This window comes from Campylobacter coli (genome assembly GCF_009730395.1).
GTDB lineage: Bacteria > Campylobacterota > Campylobacteria > Campylobacterales > Campylobacteraceae > Campylobacter_D > Campylobacter_D coli.
Genome location: NZ_CP046317.1, coordinates 872929 through 898439 on the forward strand (window position 1 = coordinate 872929; position 25511 = coordinate 898439).

Here is a 25511-nt window from a genome sequence, read left to right on the forward strand (position 1 = left end):
AAATTCTTTATTTAAGAGATTATCGTTTTGCAAAAAATCAATTTTTTGACTCACTCCATCACAAGTCGCATGAGGTGCAAATCCTCACCTTGTGAGATTTTATACTCTATACTTTCGCATTTAGGGCACTTAAAAACATTTTCTTCTAAAACACTTGTTTGGTCACATTTTAAACACAAAATTTCAAGCGGTGCAAGCTCTATAAAAAGCTTTGCATTTTTGCAAAGCTCTGAATTTTCCCTAAAAGTTTCAAAACAACGCCTAAAAAGCTCTACTTCTATACCGCTTAAACGACCTATTTTTACATAAATCTCTTGCACACTTTTAGCTTTATGAGCAAAAGCATTTTCTTCGCAAAGTTCGATTAAAGACTCTACTATACTAAGCTCGTGCATTAGCAAATTCTCGGTAAAAGTTCGCCCTTAGGAGCTTCTAAAAAGCGTTTAGCTCCATAAGCATTTTCTAAAATCACACGAGCTTTTTTCTCTTCTAAAACTTCTCCTATGATACTAGCATTTACATTGTATTTTTTTAAAATTTCCAAAGCCTTTAACTCATCTTCTTTTTCCACGCACAGTATAAAAGTGCCTTCATTTGCAAGCTCAAAAGCTTCATAACCAAAAAGCTCGCAAAGTCCTAAAACCTCATCTTGAACGATGATTTTTTCTTCAAAGATCAAAAGATCATTTCCGCTTTGCTTTGCCCACTCATTTAAAACCGCACTAAGCCCCCCACGAGTAGCATCTCTCATTGCTACAACCTTTATATCTTTTTCTAAAAGCTCTAAAACCTCTTTATCCAAAGCCTTACAATCACTTTTAACATCAGCTTCTAACTCATTTCTTTTGATTAAAACACTAGCTCCATGCCTTCCTATATCACCTGAAAGAAGTATGCTAAGCCCTGCTTTGATATTTTTACTTTCTTTTTTAGAAATAATTTCACCTAAGGCTGTAGTGTTGATATAAATTTCATCTGCTTTACCCTTAGGAACAACTTTAGTATCGCCACAAACTAACATAACTCCACATTTTTCACATTCTTCTTTAATGCTTTTTACAATGCGTTCTAATTTTTCTAGCTCAAAACCTTCTTCTAAGATAAGCCCTAAGCTTAGATATTTTGGCTTAGCACCCACCATCAAAACATCGTTAATAGAACCACAAACACAAAGTTTGCCTATATTGACCTCTTCATCTAAAAAAATCGGACTTAAAACAAAAGAATCCGTGCTTAAAGCCAAATTTCCCAAAATCGCTGCATCATTATTTGCGTTTAAAATTTCATTATCAAAGATCTTAAAAAGCTTAGTTAAAAGCTCGTTCATCTCTTCTCCGCCACCTCCGTGGGCTAAGGAAATATTTTTCATACATTCACCTTTGAGTATTTATAATACGCCGCACAAGCACCCTCTCCAGAAACCATACAACTTCCTATAGGACTTCTTGGCGTACAAGCCTTACCAAAAACTTTACAATCATAAGGCTTGGCTAAACCTCTTAAAATTTGCCCACAAATACAGGCTTTGCTTTCATTTTTGCTTTGCACCGTGCAATCAAATTTTTTACTCGCATCGTAAGCGCTAAATTCTTCTTTTAGCTCCAAGCCTCCATCTTTAATAAGTCCTAAGCCACGAAATTCAAAATCACACACCCTAAAGTATTTTTTTACTAAATTTTGTGCTTTAACATTGCCTTCTTTGCTTACGGCTCTTTTGTATTGATTATACACTTTAAAAGTGCCTTCATTGCTTTGTTTTATGATATTTAACACACTTTCTAAAATATCAACTGGCTCAAAACCACTCACCGCTATAGGGGTTTTAAACTTTGCTGCTAAAGGCTCATAAATACCATAACCTGTTATCACACTCACATGAGAAGGGCCTAAAAAAGCATTGATTTTTACATTTTCATCGTTCATGATCGCTTCTACAGGTGCTGGAACCGTGATATGATTGATATGAAAAAAGACATTATTTATTTTTTCTTCTATAACCTTTTGAAGAAGTAAAGCACTCATAGGCGTAGTGGTTTCAAAACCTATAGCAAAAAAGATGATATTTTTGTTTAAATTTTGCTTAGCGATTTCCAAAACTTCAAGCGGAGAATAAAGTGCTCTAACATCAGCCCCTTTAGCTCTTAAATCCAGTAAAGAAATTTCACTTCCAGGCACCCTTAAAAGATCCCCTAAGGTACAAAAAATCGTATCTTTCATGGAGGCTAGCTTAATAGCTGTATCAATGCGAACTCTTGGCATAACACAAACAGGACATCCTGGCCCATGGATAAAGTTAATTTCCTTTGGCAAAATAGAAGGCAGGGCATATTTCATAATACTATGCGTATGCCCACCGCAAATTTCCATGATATTAATAGGATTTTTAAGTTCTTGTTCTATGAGTTTTTTTAAAGCTAAAATGCTTTCTTTATCTCTAAATTCATCGATAAAATTCATTTAAACCCAAATCTCCTTCATCACTTTTTATCTCTCCACTATTCATTTTTTCTACTATTTCTTGATAGGTTTTAATGCTTTCTAGTGCAGCTTCTTTGTCGATTTTTTCCATAGCAACGCCTACATGGATTAAGACATAATCGCCTTGTTTTAAAGGTTCATCAATCAAATCCAAATTAACTTTTCTTTTCACGCCTAAAGTTTGTACTAAAGCATTGTTTAACTCATCGATTTCTAAAATTTCAGAAGGTATAGACAAACACATTAAAAAAGCTCCTTTTTAAGTTTAAGCACCTTATACCAAAGCTCCATATTGGTGCCATTTTTTGCATCAAGGGTGATAATATCTGCTCTAGGATTTAATTCTTTAATCAACCTAGTCGCCTCTTTAATATCGAAATCAAAATGATGGGCCAAATCTGCCTTTGTGATTAAAACTATATCAGCCTTTTTAAACATCACAGGGTATTTTTGCGGTTTATCACTTCCTTCAGTTACCGAAAGCAAAACCACATTTAAATGCTCTCCTAAATCATAACTTGCAGGACAAACCAAATTTCCAACATTTTCTATAAAAAGCAAATCCACATCATCAATAGCTAAATGATGCAAAGCCTCATGCACCATAAAAGCGTCCAAATGACAGCTTTGCCCTGTAGTGATTTGATACGCCAAAGCTCCAGCATTTTTTACTCTTAAAGCGTCGTTATTGGTTTCTAAATCCCCTTCAATCACTGCGATTTTAAGTTCGTTTTTTAAAGCTTTGATCGTACTTTCTAAAAGTGTAGTTTTTCCGCTACCTGGGGAACTCATTAAATTGATACAAAGCGTGTTAGCTTCATTAAAATGCGCCCTATTATGCTTGGCTTCTTCGTCATTTTTACTTAAAATTTTAGAAATTACTTCTATGGTTTTGCTTTCTTTTAGGCTTGGATTTTCATGATGATGAGAATGCTCATGAGTATGAGCCGAATTTATTGAACAGCCACAATCCTTACACATATTATGTTCCTTTTGAAAGTTTTTCTTTGATTTTATCTTTAAAAGTATTAAATTTTAATGAGTTTTAAAGATATTATCAGTCTTTTTTTAAAAAATGCACCATTTGTCCTAAGGCTATGGAGCTATCATTACAAGGGTACTTTAAAGGTATAAAAAAATCAAAATTTTTAGCTTTTAAAATTTCAAGCAAGGTTTTGTTTTGAAAAACCCCTCCGCTTAAAAGCACTTTTAAATCATAATCTTTGCTAAAATCTATGATAAAATTTGCTAAAGCATTAAACATGCCTGTAATTGCCTTAGTTTTTTCATCCTTTAAAGCACCCTCAATGAGTTCTTTAAAGTTGATTTCTCCATCCTTAGAAAAAAGCTCGTAAGAAAAGTCTAAATTTTCATCATAAAATGCTTCACACATCAGCCCGATTTGTGCTTCGTAAGAAATTTTTTCCATATTAAAAACTATACTCCCAAAAGCATCGATAATGCGTCCTAAAGAACTTGTTTGAAGTGTAGAGTGGGTGTGAATTTTTTTAAGATTTTCAAGTTTTATTTTTGGAATTTTTGCTAAAAAATCCTTAGCCTTATCTTCTAAATCATAATGAAAAATAAGACTTAAGGCTAAATTTTGTATATTTTTAATATCACTATTTATAAGAGTGAAATTTTCAAAATGTGCAATTCTTTCATATTCTTTTAAATTTCCTACAAAAACTTCTCCACCCCAAATTTTACCATCTTCGCCATAACCTGTTCCATCACAAATAAAAGCTAAAGCCTTTTCATCTTTTGCAAAATTTTCTTCGTATTCAAAATAAGCCGCACAAAAATGCGCATAATGATGAGAAATTTTAATCCTTTCTTCAAATTCTTTTGCATAGCTAAAATGCGGGTGTTTATCGCACAAAATCGCATCAAATTTCAAATCATAATTTTGTTTAAAAAATTCTAAAAGTTTAAAAAATCTCTCGTGCACATCAATACTTTTTAAATCTCCTATATAAGGAGAAATCAAAAGTTTATTTTCATAAAAAATCACAAATTCATTTTTTAACTCCGAACCCAAAGCTAAAAAAACTCCTTTTTTATCGCTTTTAATTTCCAAATAAGTCGGATTTAAACCTCTTGAAGTGCGTAAAAACATAGTTTTTCCATTTATAACTTGAGCAATGCTATCATCGCTTGGATTGTGAATTTCTCTTGCATAGTCTAGATAAAAATCAAAAACATTGCCAAGCTTTTTAAGCAAATTATCCTCATCTTTAATAATACTTTCACCACTTAAATTTGCACTTGTTGCTACTAAAACCCCATCAAAATATCTAAAAAGTAAAAGATGCAGTGGAGTATAGGCTAACATAATGCCGAGTTTATCCACATCAGGAGCGATTAAAGAAAAGGCTTTTTTAGCTTTTAAAATCACGATAGGAGCTAAAATAGAACCAAGCAGTTTTTCTTCCTCTTCATCCACAAAACAAAGCTCTTTAGCATCGCTCACATCTCTACACATTAAGGCAAAGGGTTTTTTGGGGCGGTTTTTTCTAAGTCTTAGCTCCTTTATAACTTCAAGATTAAAGGCATCGCACATCAAATGAAATCCCCCCATGCCTTTGATAGCTAAAATTTTTCCTTGCTTTAAAAGCTTAGCACAGGTCTTAAAAGCTTCATCATCTTGAGCTAGAATTTCACCCTTTTTATTTTTTAAAAAAACATCGATTTTACACTGAGGGCAACTTATAGGCTGGGCATGAAAACGCCTATTTTTAGGATCTTCATACTCACTTTTGCAAAACTCACACATTTTCAATGCTTCCATTGTGGTATTGCACCTATCATAAGGGAGATTTTTAATGATGCTAAATCTTGGCCCACAATGCGTACAAGTGATAAAAGGATATAAAAAACGCGGATTTTTTTCATCAAAAAATTCTTTTTTACACTCTTTACAAAGTGCAAAATCACTAAGCATTGGAGTAGTTTTTGCATTTTGCAAAGAAGTACCTATGCTAAAATGGGTATAATTTGTAGTCGTTTGCTCTGTGATATCAATACTATCTATCCTTGCTAAAGGTGGGAGCTTCTCTTTGAGCTTATAGATAAAATTCTCGCATTCTTCTTTGGTACAAGCAAGGATAATTTCTACCCCAAAACCATCATTTTTTACTTCTCCATGAAGTCCTAATTCAGAGGCAAGCTCAAAGACAAGAGGACGAAAACCTACGCCTTGAACAAGTCCTGAAATTTGAAGTTTATATCCTAAGTGGCACATCGCTTAACTGACAATTTTTAAGATGTTTTAAAGTATTTCTAAGCAAGGCTTTATGCTCAAACAAAGATCCACTAATTAGCGCCATTTCACTCTGTTTTTTTTCTCTTAAATCATCATAAGTATCGCGTAAAAAATAAGCCAAGCTTTCCACAGCTCCATAAGCGATATTTGCACTATCTACCCCTGCTAGCATAAAGCTCATAGTAGATCTTAAGGTCCTAGTATAATCAAAACTTTTATCTTCTTTCAAACGATAATCAATCTTCACCCCACGAGGCATTTTAGATTCGTCTGCGATTTTTAAAAGTTTTTCTCCTGCCTTGTGTAAATTTTCATCCAAATTTAACACCCTACCCACCAAGCAAAGTAAAGAATAAAAATTGTCTTTAAGTTCAAAACTCTCATTTAAAAGCGGAAATTCTTTGGCAAAATTTTCTAAAAGTCTTGCGCCGATTTCATCTTTTTGTATCTCTTCATAAAGCTCTTTGCTGTGTTTTGGTAAGCAAAGTTTAAGCAAATTAAGCTCTTTGTTGATAAGCAAAATATCTTCATCATCTTTACTTAGCTCTAAAATAAAAGCCTTTTCTTTACAACGGCTTACAAGATAAGAAATTCTTGCCATATTTTTATCTTCTTTAGAAAAAATAAGCTCTCTTGCCTTAGCATTGATAAATTCAAAGCCTTCCAAAACCACCACTTGCTCATCTAAAGCACTGATATAAAAATCTTTTTGATACTCTTCTATCTTTTTTACGCTTAAAAATTTATACTCATTTTCAAAAAGTTTTAAACCTAAAGCAAAACAAAATAAATCCCTAGCAAGTCTAATTTTAAAATCACTAAAATCAAGATTGTGATTTTTTCTAAACATAGCATTAAACCTTAGCTTCATCAAAGGTTTTTCTAAACTTGCAAGAAGTTTTAAATTTTCATTTGAACAAACAAAAACTGAATTTATAGCCTTAATATCACAAGGAAGTAAAAAATCTCCTATAAATTCGTTCTTAAACAAAGAAAATTCATAAATGCCATTTTTATCTTTTAAATAAATCTTTTTTTCTTGACTTAACAAATCAAAAGCAAGATTTAAAAAAGTATTGAAATTTTCTTCATTGATTTTTTCAAATTCTGATAAATTGCTTGAAAATTCACACTCACAAAACACGCCCCATTCGTTTTTGTTTAAAAGTTTTTTTTCTTGATAAGCATTAGAATTTAAATGCGTAATATAAGAAAATTTCGAAAATTCTTTATCTTCTGGTATACAAGGGCTAAAACCCTGCCCCGCTTTTACATCAAATTTTTTCAAAAAAACGCTATGACTCATGAAATTCAAAGAATCACAAAAAGTCTTTAAATTTTCTTCATCTGCATCGATAGAAAAATGATAGGTATTTTCTTCTTTGCTAAGGATATAATTGTAATTTTTCGCATAAAAACGCAATAAATATTCAAAAATATCATTATCTGCATTATAAATAAAATCAAAATCCAAAGTCATATTATGCCTTTTTTGAAAAATAAACTATAAATATAACATTTTTAACTTAAAAATTCTTTCTCTCTTTGCCTAAAATCACTCATAAAATGCTCTATAAAAGTATAAAATTCTTTGCTATGATTGGGAAATTTTAAATGGCTAATTTCATGCAAAACCACATATTCAATAGCCTTTAAACTCTTTTGAATGAGTTTTAAATTTAAATTAATATAAGCTTTATTATGATTGCAAGAACCCCAACGCGTTTTCATATTTTTAATGCTTAAATGCGTATAAAATAAACCTGTTTTTTTACTCCATTTTTTAAGATAAAAAGTAAAAATCTTTTTAGCATTTTGTCTTAAAAATAAATCTAATTTTGCTTTATTTTGACAAAGAATTTTATCTTTATCAAAATAAGTTTTTTTGACATTTTCATCAAAAATAATTTTATATTTTTTAGCTAAAAAAATTAACTCATCATCTTTTAAGGCTTTTTTTTCAAATCTTTTTTTTGCCTCATTCATCCAAGAACTTGATTTATCTAAAAACTCATAAACACTTTTAAAGGTGCAAAAATAAGGAATACTAAGAACAAATTCACCCCTTTCATTGAGCCTTAATCTTAAAGTTTTTATGCGTTTTTTAGAATAAAAATAGCACTCATCTTTATAAATAAATGATTTTAAACTAGAGCTTTGCCTTGCCATTTTTTACTTTTCCATCTGTATGAATTTACCATTCCACGCAAAAACTCATCTGCACAAAATCCTATCCAAACCCCTAAAATTCCAAGATTAAAATGAAAACAAAGCACATAACCCACAGGCAAAGATACCCCCATCATAAAAACAAGTCCGCTAAAAAATGGAAACTTAGCATCGCCACTTGCGCGCAAGGAATTCACCATGACTATATTAAAAGTTCGTGAAATTTCAAGAAAGATTGAAAGAGCAAATAAAGGTATCATTAAATTTTTTAACTCTTCTTTAAGCCCTAAAATTTGCATAGTAAAATCTTGAAAAAGATAGTTCAAAAGTGCCACTAAAGCACTCGCTATTACACTAAAATATAAAGCACGCCAAGCATGTTTATAAGCTATATTTTCATATCTAGCACCGATTAATTTACCTACTATAATTTCATTAGCTATACTCGTAGCTTGTCCTATAAGCATGATAAGCATTGAAATTTGAAAATAAATCGTTTGCACACTCAAACTTGCTTCGCCTAAGCTTGCTACAAAAGCAAAAGCTATAGTGTATTGGACTATCCACAAAAGATTTTCCCCTGCTGAAAATCCTCCTATATTTAAAACCTTTTTTAAAACTTCTTTTTCAAGTTTTATCATTTCTTTGATTTTAAGATGAATTTTAAGTTTATAAAAAAGTATCACAAGTAAAGCCACTATAGCAACAATACGGGCAAAAATATTACTAAGCCCTACTCCAAAAAGTTCTGATTTTGTATAATGCAAAACATAATAATTTCCACAAATCACCACTATATCCATCAAAAAGCCTATAAGCATAACCCAATAAGCCATATTATAAACCCTTACAATAGCCGCTAAAACAATACCTATGGCATCAAAAAACAAACAAATTGCAAGCATATGTAAGTAAATTTCGCTATCTTTGAGCAATTCTTGTGGGATTTTTAAAAGATAAAGCAAATACTCCCCGTGCCATAAAATAAGCACACCGCATACAAAGCCTAAAAGTGCATTTAAGAACAAACTTTGATGAATCACTTTTCTTGCCAAAACATGATCTTTTGCACCAATTGCTTGTGCGATCACCACACTACAACCCACACTTAAAAATGAAAAAATAGTGATAAAAAGATCTAAAATTTGATTTCCAGCCCCCATAGCACCGACAAGAAAATTAGAATAATGCGACACCATAGCGGTATTGATAATCACGGTTAAATACTTAGAAAGCAAATCCCAAAATATAGGAAAACTAAGTCTTGTTAAAGAGAGTTGTTTTTTTGCCATGATATTATCTTATCTCTTTTTTTAAATATTTCTTTTAAAAAACAATTCTACTTAAAAATTACTTTTTTAAATATAAATATTTAATATACTCAATTTGTTATATTTAAAATAATTTGATGATTTTCTTCTTTGAAAGTATACACTAGCTCATCACATTTATATGAGACTTCCTTCTTGCAAATTTTATCTTGCAAAGGTTCTTTTAAGATTTGCAATAAGTGTTTTTTAATAAGTAGTTTCATAGGTATACCACAACCATGTTCTAAATTTTTAATAAATTTTCCATCTATTTCTTTTTCATCAGTTATTTTGATAAAATCAACCTCAAACCCCAATTCTCTTAAAATATTAAAATAATTTTCTCTTTTTTCTAGTAAAACATACTGATCAAATTTAGAATGATAAGCGATATATTTTGGTTTTGGATATAAACTTTGAATTTTTAAATGTTCTTTATTCAATGGTTCTCTTACTATTTTTCTTGCATTTGAAAAATAATATGGAGATTGTTTATTCGTAGTCCAATAAGTTTTATCAAAAGCTGCTAGTTTAATATTCTTAAACATATATGTAATACCTACACTACAATACTTTACATAATCTATCTCCCTTCCAAAGCCTATAAATCTCCATAAATCATTATCCAAAGTCACATTAGAAGAATTATCTAAAACAACATCAATATTCCAAGGAGAGATTTTTGCACATAAATTGGCTAAATATCCTCCATGCGAAACACCTATTAATATAGTCTTTATACCCCCCCCCCATCCTACTCACGGTCGACATATTAGAAACTTTAAAAGGAAGGTTGATATTTATATATAAAATAGCATTTATAATATCCATTGCCTGCATAATACCATAATTTTGATATTCATTTTTAGTTGGTTCAAGACCTACGCTTAAATACAGACAATAATCTTCACTCAATTCTTTTTCTTTTTTTAATTTCTCTATAAATTTATTAACAAAATCCACTACACAATAAAATTCATCGTATGTTTTTAAATTTTGCATATCTACAGGAAGTTGTATTCCAATTGCTTCTAAGCTTGTCTTTAAAATCAATCTATCAAGTTCATTAATATAAAATGACGCTCCAGTTTGAGGACGATTACCTATACAATGATAATTTACACTTAAAACAGCCACATTATAGTTTCTTGCACAATACTCTTCTATATATAAATTATCATCTATATCTCCACCTAACCCGGATATAATACAAACAATAGCTTCTATTTCTTTACTATCATCATAAGTCAATCTAAATTCTAATTTACTTCCCCTTTTGATATTTAATTCTACATCATCACAAGAATCTATAGAATAAATTTGGTTTATAATCATATTAAACCTTTTTTTGAAATTTTTAATTAATTATATCATCAAATTTCCAAAAAATAAATCTTATCCAAAAGCACCGCTTAAATAAGCCTTGGTTTTTTCTTGTTTTGGATTTTCAAAAAATTCTTTACTTTCACCAAATTCTATAAGCTCTCCAAGATGAAAAAATGCTGTATAATCAGCTACGCGTTTGCCTTGTTGCATATTATGCGTAACCATGATCATAGAAAGATTATGGCTTAATTCTTTTAAAAGCTCTTCAATCACGCCTGAACTTATAGGATCAAGTGCAGAAGTTGGCTCATCTAAAAGCAAAAGTTTCGGTTTGATCGCTAAAGCTCTTGCGATACAAAGGCGTTGTTGTTGTCCGCCTGAAAGAGCTAGGGCATTTTGCTTTAATTTATCTTTAACCTCTTCAAAAAGCCCCACTTTTTGCAAGCAATCCACCACCAAAGCTTCTTCTTCATCTTTGTTTTTAATCATACCATGAAGTTTTGGTGCATAAGAGATGTTTTCATAAATGCTTTTTACAAAAACATTAGGTTGTTGAAAAACCATGCCTACATTTTTACGCAAAGCTACTACATCTTGATTTTTAACATCTTTTCCTTCAATTTCCACCAAACCATCGATTTTTGCGATTTTATCATTCATTCTGTTAAAACAACGCAAAAAAGTAGATTTACCACATCCAGAAGCACCGATGAGTGCGGTAATTTTGTTTTGCTCTATTTGCATATTGATATCAAATAAAGCTTGTTTTTTTCCATAAAATAAATTTAAATTTGTTGTTTTTGCTATCACTTTAATTTTCCTTGAAAATATTTTCTTAATAATATTGCACTAAGATTTAACACAACTAAAAGTCCTAAAAGCACAATAATACCCGCTGCTGTTCTTTCTAAAAATGCACGCTCTGGCATAGCCGACCATGAGTAAATTTGAGCAGGTAAAACGCTAGTTGGATCAAAAATCGAACTAGCTACATCAGGGATAAATGCTATCATACCGATAATCATCAAAGGTGCAGTCTCGCCTATAGCCCCTGCTAAAGTCAAAATAGAACCTGTTAAAATCATAGGCATAGCCAAAGGTAACATAATACCTTTTACCATTTGAACCTTTGTCATACCTAAGGCATAAGCAGCATTTTTCATATTGATATCCACACTTTTTAAGGCCGCTTTGGTTGAAACAATGATAATAGGCAAACTCATGATCGCCAAAGTAAGCCCACCCACTAAAGCACTTGAACGAGGCATTCCAAAAAGATTGATAAACACTCCAAGTCCTAAAAGTCCAAACAAGATACTAGGAATACTTGCAAGGTTGTTAATACACACTTCTATAAAATGTGTAAGGATATTTTGTGGTGCAAATTCTTCTAAGTAAATTGCCGCTGCAACGCCTATAGGAACACTCACAACCATACAAACAAGCATAACAAGCAAAGTCCCTATAACTGAAGATAAAATTCCTGAATTTTCAGGAGATTTTGAGTCCCCATTTAAAAAGAAATTGCTATTAAATTTAAGCTCTATCTCGCCTTTTTGCATAAGATCATCGACTAAAGTTCTTTGTTTTTCACTAAGGCGATTATATTTTTGCTTCATATATTGATCTACTTCTGAATTTGCCAAAAGCCAAGATTTTTCAGTGATTTGCCCTGTTCTTATCTTTCTTTGCTCAGCACGAGATAAAAGATCATAAGCAGGAGAATTTCTATTAGCCTCTACAAAAATATAGGTTTGCTTAAAAGCAGGAAATCCAAGATAAGCCACACTTCCTAAAAAGATACAAAGAAAAATTAAATTAATATAAAGCCCCATTTTACAAAGTCTTTTAAAAGACTTTGAAGCTTTTTGTCTTTTTTTAAAAAGTTTTTTCATAAATTTTTCCTTTTGTGAAAGCGATTGATGAGATAAACGCTAAACATATTGATGATTAAAGTGATGATAAAAAGCACCAAACCTAAAGAAAAAGCACTCAAAGCCAAAGAACTATCAAAAGCTTGATCTCCACTTAAAGCTTCTACGATTTTTACCGTTACTGTTGTCATATCTTCTAAAAAATTCATCGTTAAATTTGGACGCAAAGAAGCTGCCATTACCACTATCATGGTTTCACCTAAGGCTCTTGAAAGTCCTAAAAGACAAGCTGCAACTATACCAGGAATAGCCTCAGGTAAAATCACAGCAAAAACCACTTCTTTTTTTGTCATACCTAAAGCATAAGCGCCATTAATCCTTTTCTCGCTTACTGCTTCAATACAATCTTGAGATAAAGAAGCCACTATAGGTACTATCATGATCCCCATGATAAAACCTGCGCCTAAAGCACTTTGAAAACTTGCCTGTATCCCAAATAAAGAAAAAAACCACACTATAAAAGGCGCTACGACTATAGCCGCAAAAAATCCAAAAACAACAGTAGGAATCCCTGCAATGATTTCTAAAATAGGTTTTAAGTAATTTTTAGATTTTTTGCCAGCAAAAACACCTAAATATATAGCACACATAACCCCTAAAGGTAAAGCCGTTAGCATAGCAATCAATGAAATATAAAAAGTTCCCCAAAAAAGCGATAGTGCCCCAAAAACACCTTGTTTGCTCGTGCCATCTGCATTCATAAAAGCTGCATCAGCTGCCCACTGACTTGAGAATAAAAAGGTAACAACGCTTTCTTTTTGAAAGAATTTTAAAGCTTCAATTAAAATTGTAAGCATGATAGCAAAACTTACTATCACGCTTACAAAAGCACATAAAAAAAGTGCGAATTTGATTATTTTTTCTTTTAGCAAAGTTTTTCCTTAAAAAACTTTTCCAGCTTTTACAAGCTCATCATTTAAAATTTTTCTATCTTCTACATGTTTTTGAGAAGCTTTTAATTTATCATCACTTAAAGGAACAAGTCCTATTTTTTCAAGCTCTCCACCACTTTTTGCCAAATCATCACTCATATAAATTTTTGCAAATTCAAAGGCTTCTTTAGGATTTTTCTTTGCATTGATATAGATAAATAAACTTCTTGCAAGATCGTATTTTCCATCAGCAATATTTTTTTCATCTGCTTTTACACCATCAATATCTGCTGCATTGATTTTATCCACATTGCTTACTAAAAATCCATAACCAAAAAGCCCAAAAGCATCTTTATCGATAGTAAGTTTTGAAACGATTAGATTATCATTTTCACCACTTGGAATATAAGCTCCATCTTGGCGTATGGTTTTATACTCGCCTTTGTATTCAGGAATTTTTTTAGAAATATCACTCATTACAAGTTCTTCTACAGTATCTCTTGTGCCTGAGCTTGATGGAGGACCATAAACGCTGATTTTACGATTAGGTAAATTTTTATTGATTTGATTCCAGTTTGTATAAGGATTTGGTATAAGTTTTCCATTTTGTGGAATTTCTTTTGCTAATGCTAAGAAAAGTTCTTTTTTAGTGATATTTAAAGGTGCGTTGGCTTTATTTTGCGCTAAAACTATACCATCATAACCTACCATAATCCCTACTATATCAGTAACTCCCGCTTTTTTGCAAGTTTCAAATTCGCTAAATTTCATCGCTCTTGAAGCATTAGAAATGTCAGTTATGCCCTCGCAAAATACTTTAAATCCACCCCCTGTTCCTAAACTCTCTACAATAGGAGTTTTTGTATTGTGAATCGCTGCATACTCTTCAGCTACAAAAGAAGTAAATGGATACACGGTTGATGAACCTGCGATTTTTAAATCAGCCGCATTTAAAGCACCCGCTAAAGCAAAACTTGCAACACTTAAAGCTAGAATTTTTTTCATTTTTTCTCCTTACTTTTAAAAAAGTAACGGAAGTTTAGAAAAAGTTGGAAACATTTTGGAAACATTTTTTACTTCGCGACGGAAATAAATTCCGTCTTGCGACAAAGGACTTAGTCCTTTTGAAACCTCTAAAGGCACGCCCACCTAAAAATCTTTGCAGATTTTCAGCCTTAAAATAAAATCTATACTCGTAATAAAATATAAAGCTTAATTTCATTTAGAAACATTTTATTTTTATTTTATATATTTTAACTTCAATCCTTTAAAAATTTAGCTTGTTTTAAAAAAATCAATATATCATTTTAAAAACATTCTAAAAAATAAAAATAAGGAGATAGAATGCTTTCAAAAAAAGTAGTTGATTTATTAAACGAGCAAATCAACAAAGAAATGTATGCAGCTAATTTATATCTAAGTATGAGTTCTTGGTGCTATGAAAATAGTCTTGATGGAGCTGGGCTCTTTCTTTTTCAACACGCAAGCGAAGAAAGCGAACACGCAAGAAAACTTATAACTTATCTTAATGAAACAGATTCACATGTAGAGCTTAAAGAAGTGAAGCAACCTGAACAAAATTTCAAATCTTTACTTGATGTTTTTGAAAAAACTTACGAGCATGAACAAAGCATTACAAAATCAATCAACGATCTTGTAGAGCACATGCTAGGCAATAAAGATTATTCTACTTTTAATTTTCTTCAATGGTATGTAAGCGAACAGCACGAAGAAGAAGCACTTTTCCGTGGTATAGTAGATAAAATCAAACTCATCAGTGACAATGGAAACGGCTTATATCTAGCTGATCAATATATCAAAAATTTAGCTTTGTCTAAAAAATAATATTTTTGCCTTGAAAAAGGCAAAAATATAATTTCATCTTAGGTAGCGTATGACTTATTTTTCTTTAGAATTTAGTATTTTAATGATTGTATTTTTTGCCATATATTGGGCATTTAAAGATAATTATAAAATACAAAATATTTTAATCTTGGCTTTTTCATATCTTATTTATATACTGATTAATCCTTATTTTGCTTTAATTTTATTTATTTACACTTTTTTTATACATTTTTTTGCCTTGCTTATCTTTGTGCGTCGAAAACGATATATTTTTGCTACTTGTATAACTTTTATAATATTAAATTTATGTTTTTTCAAATATTTTCCAAATATCAAAGGAAGTCTTGATCAAGTGCTAAGCTTTTTGGGGCTTGATTTTTTAAATATCGAACTTATCTTGCCTATAGGCATTAGTTTTTACACCTTTGCTTCTATTACTTACCTTGTAGATGTATACAAAAAACATCATTTAGAAAGCTTTTTAAATTTAGCAACCTTTTTATCATTTTTCCCTACCCTACTTGCAGGGCCGATTATGCGTAGTGCGTTTTTTTTCGAACAAGCTTATCAAAAACGCGAATTTAAACATGCAAATTTGATCATCATTTTGCTTATTTTTGGTATAGTGAAAAAAGTTCTTATTGCTAATTACTTAGGAATTTATGCCAAAAATATTTTAGATTTTCCACAATCTTATAATTTTATACAACTTCTAAGTGCAATTTACGCTTATGCGGTGCAAATATATTGCGATTTTAGTGGATATGTAGATCTAGTTTGTGCTTTTGCTTTAATGTTAGGTTTTACCTTGCCACCGAATTTTAATATGCCTTATCTAGCTAAAAATCTTAAAGAATTTTGGGCTAGATGGCACATCAGCCTTTCAACTTTCATAAGAGATTATATCTATATTCCTTTAGGAGGCAACAGAAAAGGAATGCCTCGCACCATAGCCAATATACTCATCGCTTTTATTCTTTCGGGCTTATGGCATGGAAGTACTTTGGCTTTTGGGGTTTGGGGTTTATTGCATGGCTTGGGTATTGTATTTATCCATTTACTTGCTTTAAGCAAATTCAGCCTTCAAAAAATTCCAGCTTTAGGAAGATTTTTAACCTTTCAATTTGTATGTTTTACTTGGATTTTCTTTTATTATAATAAAAATTTAGAAGATGCCTTAGAATACTTCAAAGCTTGTTATAATAATTTCTTCCAAATTCCTAGCTATAACGATATTTATATGCTTGTAAGCTTTGCTGTGCTTTTTATGATTTATCCTTTATTTGTTAATTTTAGAGAATATTGCGTAAGGATTTTAAATCTTACGCCGTTTTTACTCAAGCCGTTTGTAATCACTTTTATTTTGCTTTTAGTGTTTGCTTTTATGCCAAATGGCATTCCTGATTTTATTTATTCGAGTTTTTAAATGAAAATTATTAGATTTTTCTTTATTTTAATTATAGTGTTTATACTTGTTTGCCTTGTGATGAATCAAAGCATTTTTTCTTATATCGAGCAAAAATATCACTTTGCATTTTATCCTAAAAACGATATTTTACAAGAGGCCAATGGTTTTAAAAATAAACTAGAACAAATCCGTGCAATACTAAGTAATGAGCCTCTACCTCAAAATATAGAAGAAAATATCATGGTTCAAGAAGATATGGATGAACTTAATGCAAGTAATGATTTTATCGATAAAAACACCACTATTGAAGATATACAGCAAACAGAAGACGAAAATGTCAGTTTTATTGACAATACCAAATTAGAAGTTCATAAAGGTGATGAATTTTTATTTATAGGCGATTCTTTAATGCAAGGCGTTGCAATTGCACTCAATCGTGATTTAATTGATCTAGGTTTAAAAGCTAATGATCTTAGCAAGCAAAATACAGGACTTTCTTACAAATCTTATTTTGATTGGGCAAAAGCAACCAAAGAAGCTTTTGCAAAAAATCCCAACATTAAATATCTAGTTGTCTTACTAGGGGCAAATGATCCTTGGGATATCAAAAAAGGTGGAGTTTATCACCGCTTTGGTTCAGATAGCTGGATTGACATCTACACCTATAGAGTAAATGAAATCATCAATATAGCTAAACAACATCATGCAAAAATTCTTTGGTTTGAAATTCCTCCTGTTAAAAAAAATGAACTCAATGAAAAAATACAAATTCTAAACAAAATTTATAGCGAAGAAATTCTCAAAAATAAACAAATTTTTATCAATACAAAACTATTTTTTAGCGTTAATGATGAATTTTCAACCTATATTAAAAATGAAAACAACAAAAGTATAAAAATGAGAACAGACGATGGAATTCATTTTACCTCAAACGGAGCAAAAGAGATGTCAAAACTCTTGCTTCAACATATAACAATCAAGGAAGAAAATGCAAATTAAGCAATTTAAAGCTATATTATTAATTCTTATATTTTCAATCAATTTATACGCAAATAACACAAACCATACCATAGATGAAATTCTAAGCCAAACCAAAAACAAAAGTGCTTTAAGCAATTATGCTTCCAAAAAAGACTTAAAGCTTTTGGAGCAAAAACTTAAAGAGCATAAAAACATAGGTATTAGAATTTATGGAGATTCTCACACGGCAGCAGATTTTTTTCCGCGTGTTATTAGAGGATATTTGATAAAATCAAATTCCATAGGCTTTGCCTACCCTTTGCAACCCAAATATCAACAAAATTTAAATCTTGATTATTCTTATAAAGATTATGAAATTTTAAATTCAAGAAATACAGACACCGCAGGTATTGATTTTCCTTTAGGTGGGATAATAGCTAAGGCTAAAGAAAAGGGTGCAAAAATCACCCTTGATACTAATTTAGACAAGAAAAAATTTAAAGTAGGTTTTGTCTTTAAAGCTCCAAATAACACCAATGCCTTTAGCATTAAAGACGCTCAAAACAAAAGCTATGAGCTAAGATCAGTAGCCAATAAATGGTCATATAAAGAATACGAACTTGTTTTTCCTTTGCAAATTTCTGCCTTACAAAAAAACGCTCAATTAGGAGGATATTTTATCACCAGCAAAGAGGATAATGCTTATTTAGATACCATAGCGATCAATGGGGCAAAAAGCGATCTTTGGATGTCGTGGAATAAAAAAGTAAGCGAGCAAGAATTAAAACTCCTATCTAATGATTTAATCTTACTTGCTTATGGTTCTAATGACGCACTTTTTAAAGGTTTTGAAAAAAACAAATTTAAAAAGAATTTAAAAGATTGGATTCACACACTCAAAACTTACAATAAAAACGCCCTTATCATGCTTGTTTCTCCTCCTACTGTGGTAAAAAAACAAGGTAAAAAATACACCCTAGCTCCTGATTTTTTTGCTATAAGGCAAGCACTTTATGAGGTAGCCAAAGAAGAAAAAACCCTTCTTTTTGATATGCACCAATTCATGCAAGATAGCGGTGGAAAAAATAAATGGATAGAGCAAAAACTCTCTTTGCAAGATGTACATTTAACCATTAAAGGCTATGAATTAATGGCTAAAAAATTGCTTGATGATTTAAAAAAATATGTGCATTATTGATTTTTAATTTTATCGATATAATTAAAAAAGCCTTATCTACTTGATATTTTAGCAGATAAAGCGATACAAATTAAGGCATTTCCAAATTTCTTTCATCATAGTTTAAAGCTGTGATTTGATAATAAGAATTGATGGTTTTAAGAAGATTAAACCTAGCTCCTAGCAAACTTTGCTTAGCGGAATTTAAAGTATTAGAAGCATCTAAATAATCTTTTAATTCACTTTTACCCAAATTATATTTTTCCCAATAAGCTTGAGTGATCAACTCTTGCTTAAAGCTAGTATCTTTTAAAATTTGAAGTAGCATAGTATTGCTTTGATAGTCTTTATAATTTAAGGCAAATTCATTCATAGCACTTTGTAAACTCTGCTCGTAATTAACAAGCGCACTCTCATAATCAAACTGCGAAATTTTGATATTTTGCTTTACTCTGCCATAGTCTAAGAAAGGTAAGGAAATTTTTATATTGCCACTCAAAACTTCAAATTTAAAACTATCATCAAATTGCTTATCGCTGCCATTTAAAGCCCCGCCTAAAGAAATGCTTGGAAAGATTGATTTTTGCACCGAAGTATAGTCTTTAAAAGCGGATTTAAGGGTATTGAGCTTAGAACGCACATCAGGACGATACACAAGAGCTTCTAAAGGAATATTAAAATTAGGATTTAAATTCTTAAAATCAGAAAGAGTTAAAGCTTTAAAATAATCAATATACGCAAAGCCCTCTTGCTTTCCTATCAAATCTTGTAAATTTTTTATAAGTAAATTGCGATTTTGCTCATTGCGTAATAAATCTTGCCTTGCCTTTAATAAATTTTGCTCTATATTAAGCAAATCAAGTTCTTCGATTTTTCCAAGCTCAAATTTATAAGCATAAAGCTCTCTCATTTGTTCTAAATTAGCTAGATACTCTTTAAGTAAATTATCCACATCATTAAAATAAGCAAGTTCAAAAATACCATTTAAAGCCGTATTAATCATACTGATTTTCAAATTTTCAAGATCATAAGCACTAGCCTTTGCACTAAAATCACTCGCACTTGAGCTATCCCTTATCCTTCCATAAATGTCAAGCTCATAGCTTAAATTAAGACTATTGCTAAATTTCTTACTTTGGACTCCAGAATTTAAATTCTTTTCTCCACTAAACCCCAAATTTGCACTTAAAGTCGGATAAAAATCATAATCTATCAAATCAGCCCTTGCTAAAGCTGTCAGCAAAGTGCTTCTAGCTATATTTATATCGCTATTATTTAATAAAACAAAATTTAAAAATTCATTCAATTTAGCATTATCATAAGCCTTATACCAATCATAAGTGATATTTAAGTCTTTAAAGCTCTCTTCGCTCATTGTAGGCTCTTTAGGCAAGCTAAGTTTTACACCACAGGCGCTTAAAAAAAATGCCAGTAAAATACTCAATAAATTTTTCATTTTATTCCTTTGATAAGGCGCTAATAGGATTTAAATTGGCTGCATTTCTTGCAGGGAAAAATCCAAAAATAACCCCAATTAAAACAGAACTTAATAAACCCAAAAGCACAGAATACGCATTTAAAATCATAGGAAAATCAGTGCTTAGAGTATTAAAACCAAAAATCACAAAAACAGAAAGCAAAACTCCTAAAATCGCACCCATAGAACATATCATCACCGCTTCGATTAAAAACTGCATCATGATATCCTCTCTTCTAGCGCCTATTGCCATACGAATTCCTATTTCTCTTGTTCTTTCACTCACCGAAACAAGCATGATATTCATCACGCCTATACCCCCAACAATCAAAGCAATCACCGCCACCGAAGCCGTAAGTATGGTAGTCGTGCGTTTATTTGCTGTGATAGCTTGCTTAAAGGTATCAGAATTAAAAGTGAAAAAATCCCTTTGTCCGCGTTTGATTTCTAGAATTCTAATGACAGCATTTTCAGCCAAAGTAGAACTCACATCATCCTTTACTTTTACTATAATTTCACGCAAATTTCTATCGCCTGTAAGCTTATTCATCAGCGTAGTATAAGGCATATAAAGGCGCACTACATTATCTTCTATAGGCTTTTCTGTATCTTTTTGTAAAACTCCTATGATTTTAAAGGGTTGAGAATTAAAAATCACCACACGCCCTAAAACATCTTCACTCTTTTGGTGAGGGAAAAGATTTTTCTTAGCATTAAAATCAAGCACCGCTACATTAGCATTAGTTTCTATATCTTCATTATTTAAAATTCTACCCACTTGAAGTTTTAAACCCTCTATAGCAAAATTATTTACTCCCACTCCTTCAGCTCTAGCGCTTAAAGAAATATTCGTGTAAGTTGCCACGCCTGAAGTATTAGAGTGTGCATCTACTGCTTCTAAATAATCTAAACTTCTAAGCGTTTCTAAATCACTAAAATTAAGCCTTGTCTTACCCGAACGCAAATCCCCAAATCCCTTACCAGGACGAATTTCAATGGTATTAGTCCCAAGTCTTGCGATGGATTCTAAAACCTTAGCTTGAGAGCCAAGCCCTAAAGCTACTACGCACACAACCGAAGCTATACCTATAATAATCCCTAACATGGTTAAAATGGAACGAAGTTTGTGTGCAAGTATGGAAGAATAAGCTATTTTTAAACATTCAAAGGCTTGATTTTTAAGCAAGGTAAGAGTTTTTTTCTCTTTTGGCATACTTTTAACCTGTCCTTGATAAACAATCTTATCTTTTTTGCTATCGCTTAAAATCTCGCCGTCTTTGATTTCTATCACTCTTTTAGCTTGTGCTGCGATTTTTGGATCGTGTGTTACAAGCACTATGGTATGCCCTTGTGTATTTAATTTTTTTAAAATTTCAAGCACCATAATACCGCTTTTACTATCTAAAGCCCCTGTTGGCTCATCAGCTAAAATAAGCTCTCCTCCATTCATCAAAGCTCTAGCTATAGAAACACGCTGTTGCTGTCCTCCACTTAGCTCATTGGGCTTTGATTCTATCTTATGCTCAAGCTCTAAATTGCCTAAAAGTTCTTGGGCTCTAAAATTTCTTTCTTGTACTTTTTTACCCGCATAAACAGCAGGTAATGCGACATTATCATTTGCACTTAGAAGATTTAAAAGATTGTAGCGTTGAAAAATAAAGCCTATTTTTTCGCGTCTTAATCTCGCTTTTTCATCGCTATTAAGCTGGGTTACTTCATAATCATCAAAAATATAACTCCCACTACTTGGCTCATCTAAAGTGCCTATGATATTTAAAAGTGAAGTTTTTCCGCTCCCACTTTGTCCGATGATAGCGACAAATTCACCCTTTTCTATACTTAAACTTACATTTTTTAAAATGGCATTCTCGCCTATATTTTTACAAATATTGTTTAAGAAAATCATCAAAATCTCAATCTTAACTTAGGAGCAGCATTATCACCACTTGAACTTACTACTAGTAATTCACCCTCGCTTAAACCTTCTAAAATTTGAGTATTTACAGAATCTTTAATGCCTAATTTAACATATTTTTTTACTGCTTTTTGATCTTGCAAAATTTCAACATAATACCCTTTTGCGTCATTTTTGATTGCATAAGTAGGTACAGCAATAACATCTTTAGCACTTGCAACAACAATTTCATTTTGTATACTCATACCAATACGCAAAAAATCGTCTTTATTTGCCACATAAAATTTAGCATAATAATATATCGCATTATTAGAACTTGAACTTGAAGAGCTAGAACTTGAAGAGCCAGAACTCGTACTTGAATCACTGATTTGAGTATCTGCAGGATCTATACTTGCTATACTTGCCTGATAGGTTTTTTGAGGATCACTAAGCAAAGAAAAATCAAGCTCCGTGCCGATTTTTATCTTACCAACATCCGCTTCGGCTATCTCCATTCTTACTTCCATTTGATCTAAATTAGCTATGCGGACTATGGTTGGGGTATTTTGATTTGCATTGACAGTTTGCCCCTCATCAACTGCCACATTGATCACAACTCCATCCATAGGCGCAGTGATGGTTGTGTATCCTAAATCTTTTTGAGCGTTTTTAAGAGTAATTTCAAGCTGAACTACTTGAGCGTTAAGTTCTGCAACATTTGCCTTTAAAGTGTAAAAATTATTTTTTTGAGTTTCTAAATTTTCAAGAGAACTTGCCTTAGCAGCATAAAGCTTTTGTTCTCTTTGGTATTGTTTACTTGCGATTTCAAGGGCGACTTTTTTACTTTCTAGATTAGCCTTAGCACTTTCAAGCTGCGCCTTTGTGATATCTAAATCATTTTGCTGTTTATCTTTATCAATTTGCGCGATCAAATCACCCTGTTTTACATGCGAACCCACATCCACATAAAGCTTAATGATTTGCCCGCTTACTTGAGCACCCACATCAACTTGATCTTTAGCATAAACCTTCCCCACTGCTTCTATAGTTTGAGAAATATCTATTTTTTTAACCTTTTGGGTAAGATAGGTGATTTTTTCATTATCATTAAAAAATATAAAATAAGCGCCCACTCCAAAAAGTGCTAAAATCACCACAATCAAAACGACCCTATTTTTCATTCTAAACCTTAAATTAAAAAATAAATCTCGCAATTGTATCTATGCAAAGTGAATTTTTTGTGAATTTTTAAATTCATATTTTTAAGAATTTAAAAATTCTAAAGCCATCATACTATCGCCTTGCATTAAGACTTTTAAATTTTCATCTTCCCAGCAAAAAGTAGAGCTATGGTGCAAGGTAGGATTTTTCAAATCCTTTGAAATACCCACAAAAACATAAGCACCCATTCTTTCACGCGTTAAAAAAGCAAAATCCTCAGCTCCCATATCAGGCTTAGCTACGCTAATGATATTTTGCTCGCCCAATACCTTGCCAAAAGCTTTTCTAGCTATTTTTGCAGCATTTTCATCATTGATTAAAGGAGGATATTCTCTTTTATAATCAAGCTTAAAATCACCCCCAAATTCTAAAGCAACAGCTCTAGCTGTATTTTCTATAGAACTTTGTAAAAGTTTTTGATTTTCATCACTTAAAAAACGCACCGTTCCTTGCAAGATAGCATTTTGTGGGATCACATTAAAGGTTGTCCCCGCATGAAATTTCCCTATGGTGATAACCCCTGCATCCACAGGTCTTAAGCGCCTTGAAATGATACATTGTACATCACTGACAAATTTGCTTGCCATTACTATAGGATCGATAGTCGTATGAGGGTGCGCTCCGTGTCCGCCTTTCCCTATAAATTCAAGATCAAAAACATCAACCCCTGCCATCATCTCACCGCTTACAATTTGAGCAGTATTTTCAAGCAAAGGCCCCCACAAATGGCATCCAAAAACTGCATCCACATGAGGATTTTCAAGTATGCCTGCTTCTATCATAGGCTTAGCACCCCCGCTTCCTTCTTCAGCAGGCTGAAACATAAATTTAATCGTTCCACTAAATTCATCTCTTAATTCATTTAAGATCAAAACCGCTCCTAAAAGCCCTGCTGTGTGTCCATCGTGACCACATGCATGCATTTTTCCATTGATTTTTGAAGCATAACTAAGATTTGTTTCCTCTTGCACAGGCAAAGCATCCATATCCGCTCTTAAAAGCACGCATTGAGCTTTTTTAGTGCTTGGTTTTTTTCCTTCTATGCTTGCTAAAATTCCTGTTTTAGCTATATTTTTTTCATACTTAATGCCATATTCATCTAAAATTTCACATACCAATCTTGCTGTATTTTCCTCTTCAAATTCAAGTTCAGGGTGCATGTGAATTTGATGTCTTAAATTGACAATTTTTTCATAGTATTTATCACTTAAATTTTTAACGCGTTCTAACATAGTTTTAGTCCAAATCCTTTATTTTTTCATCTGCTTTTTTATTGTCTATTTTTTCCAAATTTGCTTCCATTTTACGAATTTCTTCTTCGCCACTTCTTACTAAATCTTGATCAATCTTTGAAAAATCTCCAATTTTTTTATCCGCATAATCCACTTTTGACAATATAAAACGCAATAAATTAAGCCTTGCTTTTTTCTTATCATCTGAAGAAATGATAGTCCATGGACAGGTTGGGGTATTGGATGCTAAAAGCATAGAATACTTTGCTAAGGTGTATTTATCCCATAATTCTTGAGATTTTTGATCCACAGGAGAAAGTTTGTATTGTTTTAAAGGATCAATGCGGCGTTTTTCAAAGCGTTTTTTTTGCTCCTCTTTAGAAACAGAAAAATAAAATTTAAAAAACATCAAATTGCTATTTGATATCATATTTTCAAACAAAGGCACCTCTCTTAAAAAGTCTTTATGTTGCTGTGGAGTACAAAAACCCATTACAGGCTCTACTCCTGCGCGGTTATACCAAGATCTATCAAAGATCACAATCTCACCCGCAGAAGGCAAATGCGTTACATAGCGTTGAAAATACCACTGCGTTTTTTCAACATCGCTAGGTTTTTCAAGAGCTACCACACGACATCCCCTAGGATTTAAATACTCTATCAAACGCTTTATCGCACCGCCCTTGCCTGCTGCATCGCGTCCTTCTATAAGTATAAGCACTTTTAAACCCTTTGCTTTTACATAATTTTGAAATTTCAAAAGCTCGATTTGTAGATTTTTTAAATCTTTTTCATATTCTATAGTGCTTTTTTTCTTTTTAACAGAAACATAAATTTCATCCTTTTTTGTTTCCTCTTGAATCTTTGCTGGAACTTTTTCTTGCATGAGCAACCTTTATAAAATATTTAAAGCAAATTTACCATAACAAACTATAATTCA

General features: G+C 31.8%; 24 protein-coding genes. 4 read left to right on the top strand and 20 right to left on the bottom strand.

The features are described from left to right. Positions 1-50: 50 nt before the first annotated feature. The 15 genes from hypA to FOC43_RS04460 form a co-directional block, all read right to left on the bottom strand. On the bottom strand, positions 51-395 hold the full coding sequence (gene hypA, locus FOC43_RS04395; RefSeq protein ID WP_002784266.1) for a hydrogenase maturation nickel metallochaperone HypA: 345 nt from the start codon (positions 393-395) through the stop codon (positions 51-53). Beyond that, entirely contained in the window at positions 395-1369 is a 975-nt protein-coding gene (gene hypE, locus FOC43_RS04400) for a hydrogenase expression/formation protein HypE (RefSeq protein WP_002784268.1), read from the bottom strand. Before hypE ends, hypA begins: the two co-directional genes overlap by 1 nt. Then, the gene (gene hypD, locus FOC43_RS04405) at positions 1366-2457 is read right to left on the bottom strand and encodes a hydrogenase formation protein HypD (protein ID WP_002785902.1); all 1092 of its coding nucleotides are present in this window, start codon (positions 2455-2457) and stop codon (positions 1366-1368) included. Before hypD ends, hypE begins: the two co-directional genes overlap by 4 nt. Continuing rightward, a complete protein-coding gene (locus FOC43_RS04410) occupies positions 2441-2722 on the bottom strand; it encodes a HypC/HybG/HupF family hydrogenase formation chaperone (protein WP_002796838.1) in 282 nt (93 codons plus the stop codon). Before FOC43_RS04410 ends, hypD begins: the two co-directional genes overlap by 17 nt. Next, a complete protein-coding gene (gene hypB, locus FOC43_RS04415) occupies positions 2722-3459 on the bottom strand; it encodes a hydrogenase nickel incorporation protein HypB (protein ID WP_002796836.1) in 738 nt (245 codons plus the stop codon). The genes FOC43_RS04410 and hypB overlap by 1 nt, the downstream gene beginning before the upstream one ends. A 76-nt stretch (positions 3460-3535) precedes the next feature. Further along, positions 3536-5722 (bottom strand): carbamoyltransferase HypF, encoded by a 2187-nt coding sequence (gene hypF, locus FOC43_RS04420; protein WP_004284968.1) that lies wholly within the window; start codon positions 5720-5722, stop codon positions 3536-3538. Next, positions 5703-7223 carry a hypothetical protein gene (locus tag FOC43_RS04425; RefSeq protein WP_023890787.1) on the bottom strand — a complete coding sequence of 507 codons (1521 nt, stop codon included), beginning with the start codon at positions 7221-7223 and terminating at the stop codon, positions 5703-5705. Before FOC43_RS04425 ends, hypF begins: the two co-directional genes overlap by 20 nt. A 41-nt stretch (positions 7224-7264) precedes the next feature. Next, positions 7265-7912, bottom strand: coding sequence for a M48 family metallopeptidase (locus tag FOC43_RS04430; protein WP_002796834.1), 648 nt, complete (start codon positions 7910-7912; stop codon positions 7265-7267). After that, on the bottom strand, positions 7888-9204 hold the full coding sequence (locus FOC43_RS04435) for an MATE family efflux transporter (RefSeq protein ID WP_004284965.1): 1317 nt from the start codon (positions 9202-9204) through the stop codon (positions 7888-7890). The genes FOC43_RS04430 and FOC43_RS04435 overlap by 25 nt, the downstream gene beginning before the upstream one ends. Before the next feature lie 89 nt (positions 9205-9293). After that, a complete protein-coding gene (locus FOC43_RS08980) occupies positions 9294-9962 on the bottom strand; it encodes a DUF2920 family protein (RefSeq protein ID WP_079254170.1) in 669 nt (222 codons plus the stop codon). Next, positions 9883-10557, bottom strand: coding sequence for a DUF2920 family protein (locus FOC43_RS08985; RefSeq protein WP_010790925.1), 675 nt, complete (start codon positions 10555-10557; stop codon positions 9883-9885). The genes FOC43_RS08980 and FOC43_RS08985 overlap by 80 nt, the downstream gene beginning before the upstream one ends. A gap of 60 nt (positions 10558-10617) precedes the next feature. Continuing rightward, on the bottom strand, positions 10618-11358 hold the full coding sequence (gene pstB / locus FOC43_RS04445) for a phosphate ABC transporter ATP-binding protein PstB (RefSeq protein ID WP_002776307.1): 741 nt from the start codon (positions 11356-11358) through the stop codon (positions 10618-10620). Next, on the bottom strand, positions 11355-12443 hold the full coding sequence (pstA, locus tag FOC43_RS04450) for a phosphate ABC transporter permease PstA (RefSeq protein ID WP_002836290.1): 1089 nt from the start codon (positions 12441-12443) through the stop codon (positions 11355-11357). The genes pstB and pstA overlap by 4 nt, the downstream gene beginning before the upstream one ends. Then, on the bottom strand, positions 12440-13354 hold the full coding sequence (pstC, locus tag FOC43_RS04455; RefSeq protein ID WP_002784291.1) for a phosphate ABC transporter permease subunit PstC: 915 nt from the start codon (positions 13352-13354) through the stop codon (positions 12440-12442). Before pstC ends, pstA begins: the two co-directional genes overlap by 4 nt. 9 nt (positions 13355-13363) lie before the next feature. Continuing rightward, complete coding sequence (locus tag FOC43_RS04460; protein WP_002776282.1) at positions 13364-14359, bottom strand: substrate-binding domain-containing protein; 996 nt, start codon at positions 14357-14359, stop codon at positions 13364-13366. A gap of 339 nt (positions 14360-14698) precedes the next feature. Here FOC43_RS04460 and FOC43_RS04465 point away from each other — a divergent pair, with 339 nt between their 5' ends. From FOC43_RS04465 to FOC43_RS04480, 4 genes are read left to right on the top strand one after another with little or no spacing between them, the layout of a single operon-like run. Continuing rightward, positions 14699-15199 (top strand): ferritin, encoded by a 501-nt coding sequence (locus FOC43_RS04465; protein WP_002776281.1) that lies wholly within the window; start codon positions 14699-14701, stop codon positions 15197-15199. Between the two features lie 49 nt (positions 15200-15248). Next, the gene (locus tag FOC43_RS04470) at positions 15249-16625 is read left to right on the top strand and encodes an MBOAT family O-acyltransferase (protein WP_002780975.1); all 1377 of its coding nucleotides are present in this window, start codon (positions 15249-15251) and stop codon (positions 16623-16625) included. Then, positions 16626-17606 (top strand): SGNH/GDSL hydrolase family protein, encoded by a 981-nt coding sequence (locus FOC43_RS04475; RefSeq protein ID WP_002806729.1) that lies wholly within the window; start codon positions 16626-16628, stop codon positions 17604-17606. Then, positions 17596-18765, top strand: a complete 1170-nt coding sequence (locus FOC43_RS04480; RefSeq protein WP_002787347.1) for a GDSL-type esterase/lipase family protein — start codon at positions 17596-17598, stop codon at positions 18763-18765. Before FOC43_RS04475 ends, FOC43_RS04480 begins: the two co-directional genes overlap by 11 nt. Positions 18766-18835: 70 nt before the next feature. Here the strand turns inward: FOC43_RS04480 and FOC43_RS04485 are convergent, their stop codons facing one another. The 5 genes from FOC43_RS04485 to ppk2 all read right to left on the bottom strand — a co-directional run bounded on the left by FOC43_RS04485 (position 18836) and on the right by ppk2 (position 25457). Beyond that, positions 18836-20200, bottom strand: a complete 1365-nt coding sequence (locus FOC43_RS04485; RefSeq protein WP_004284962.1) for a TolC family protein — start codon at positions 20198-20200, stop codon at positions 18836-18838. A 1-nt stretch (position 20201) separates the two neighbouring features. Then, positions 20202-22127 (bottom strand): ABC transporter permease, encoded by a 1926-nt coding sequence (locus FOC43_RS04490; protein ID WP_004284961.1) that lies wholly within the window; start codon positions 22125-22127, stop codon positions 20202-20204. Further along, positions 22127-23299, bottom strand: coding sequence for an efflux RND transporter periplasmic adaptor subunit (locus tag FOC43_RS04495; RefSeq protein ID WP_002787335.1), 1173 nt, complete (start codon positions 23297-23299; stop codon positions 22127-22129). Before FOC43_RS04495 ends, FOC43_RS04490 begins: the two co-directional genes overlap by 1 nt. A gap of 81 nt (positions 23300-23380) precedes the next feature. After that, positions 23381-24571, bottom strand: coding sequence for a M20 metallopeptidase family protein (locus FOC43_RS04500; protein WP_002794738.1), 1191 nt, complete (start codon positions 24569-24571; stop codon positions 23381-23383). Between the two features lie 4 nt (positions 24572-24575). Beyond that, positions 24576-25457, bottom strand: a complete 882-nt coding sequence (gene ppk2, locus FOC43_RS04505; protein WP_002776266.1) for a polyphosphate kinase 2 — start codon at positions 25455-25457, stop codon at positions 24576-24578. Positions 25458-25511: the final 54 nt, after the last annotated feature.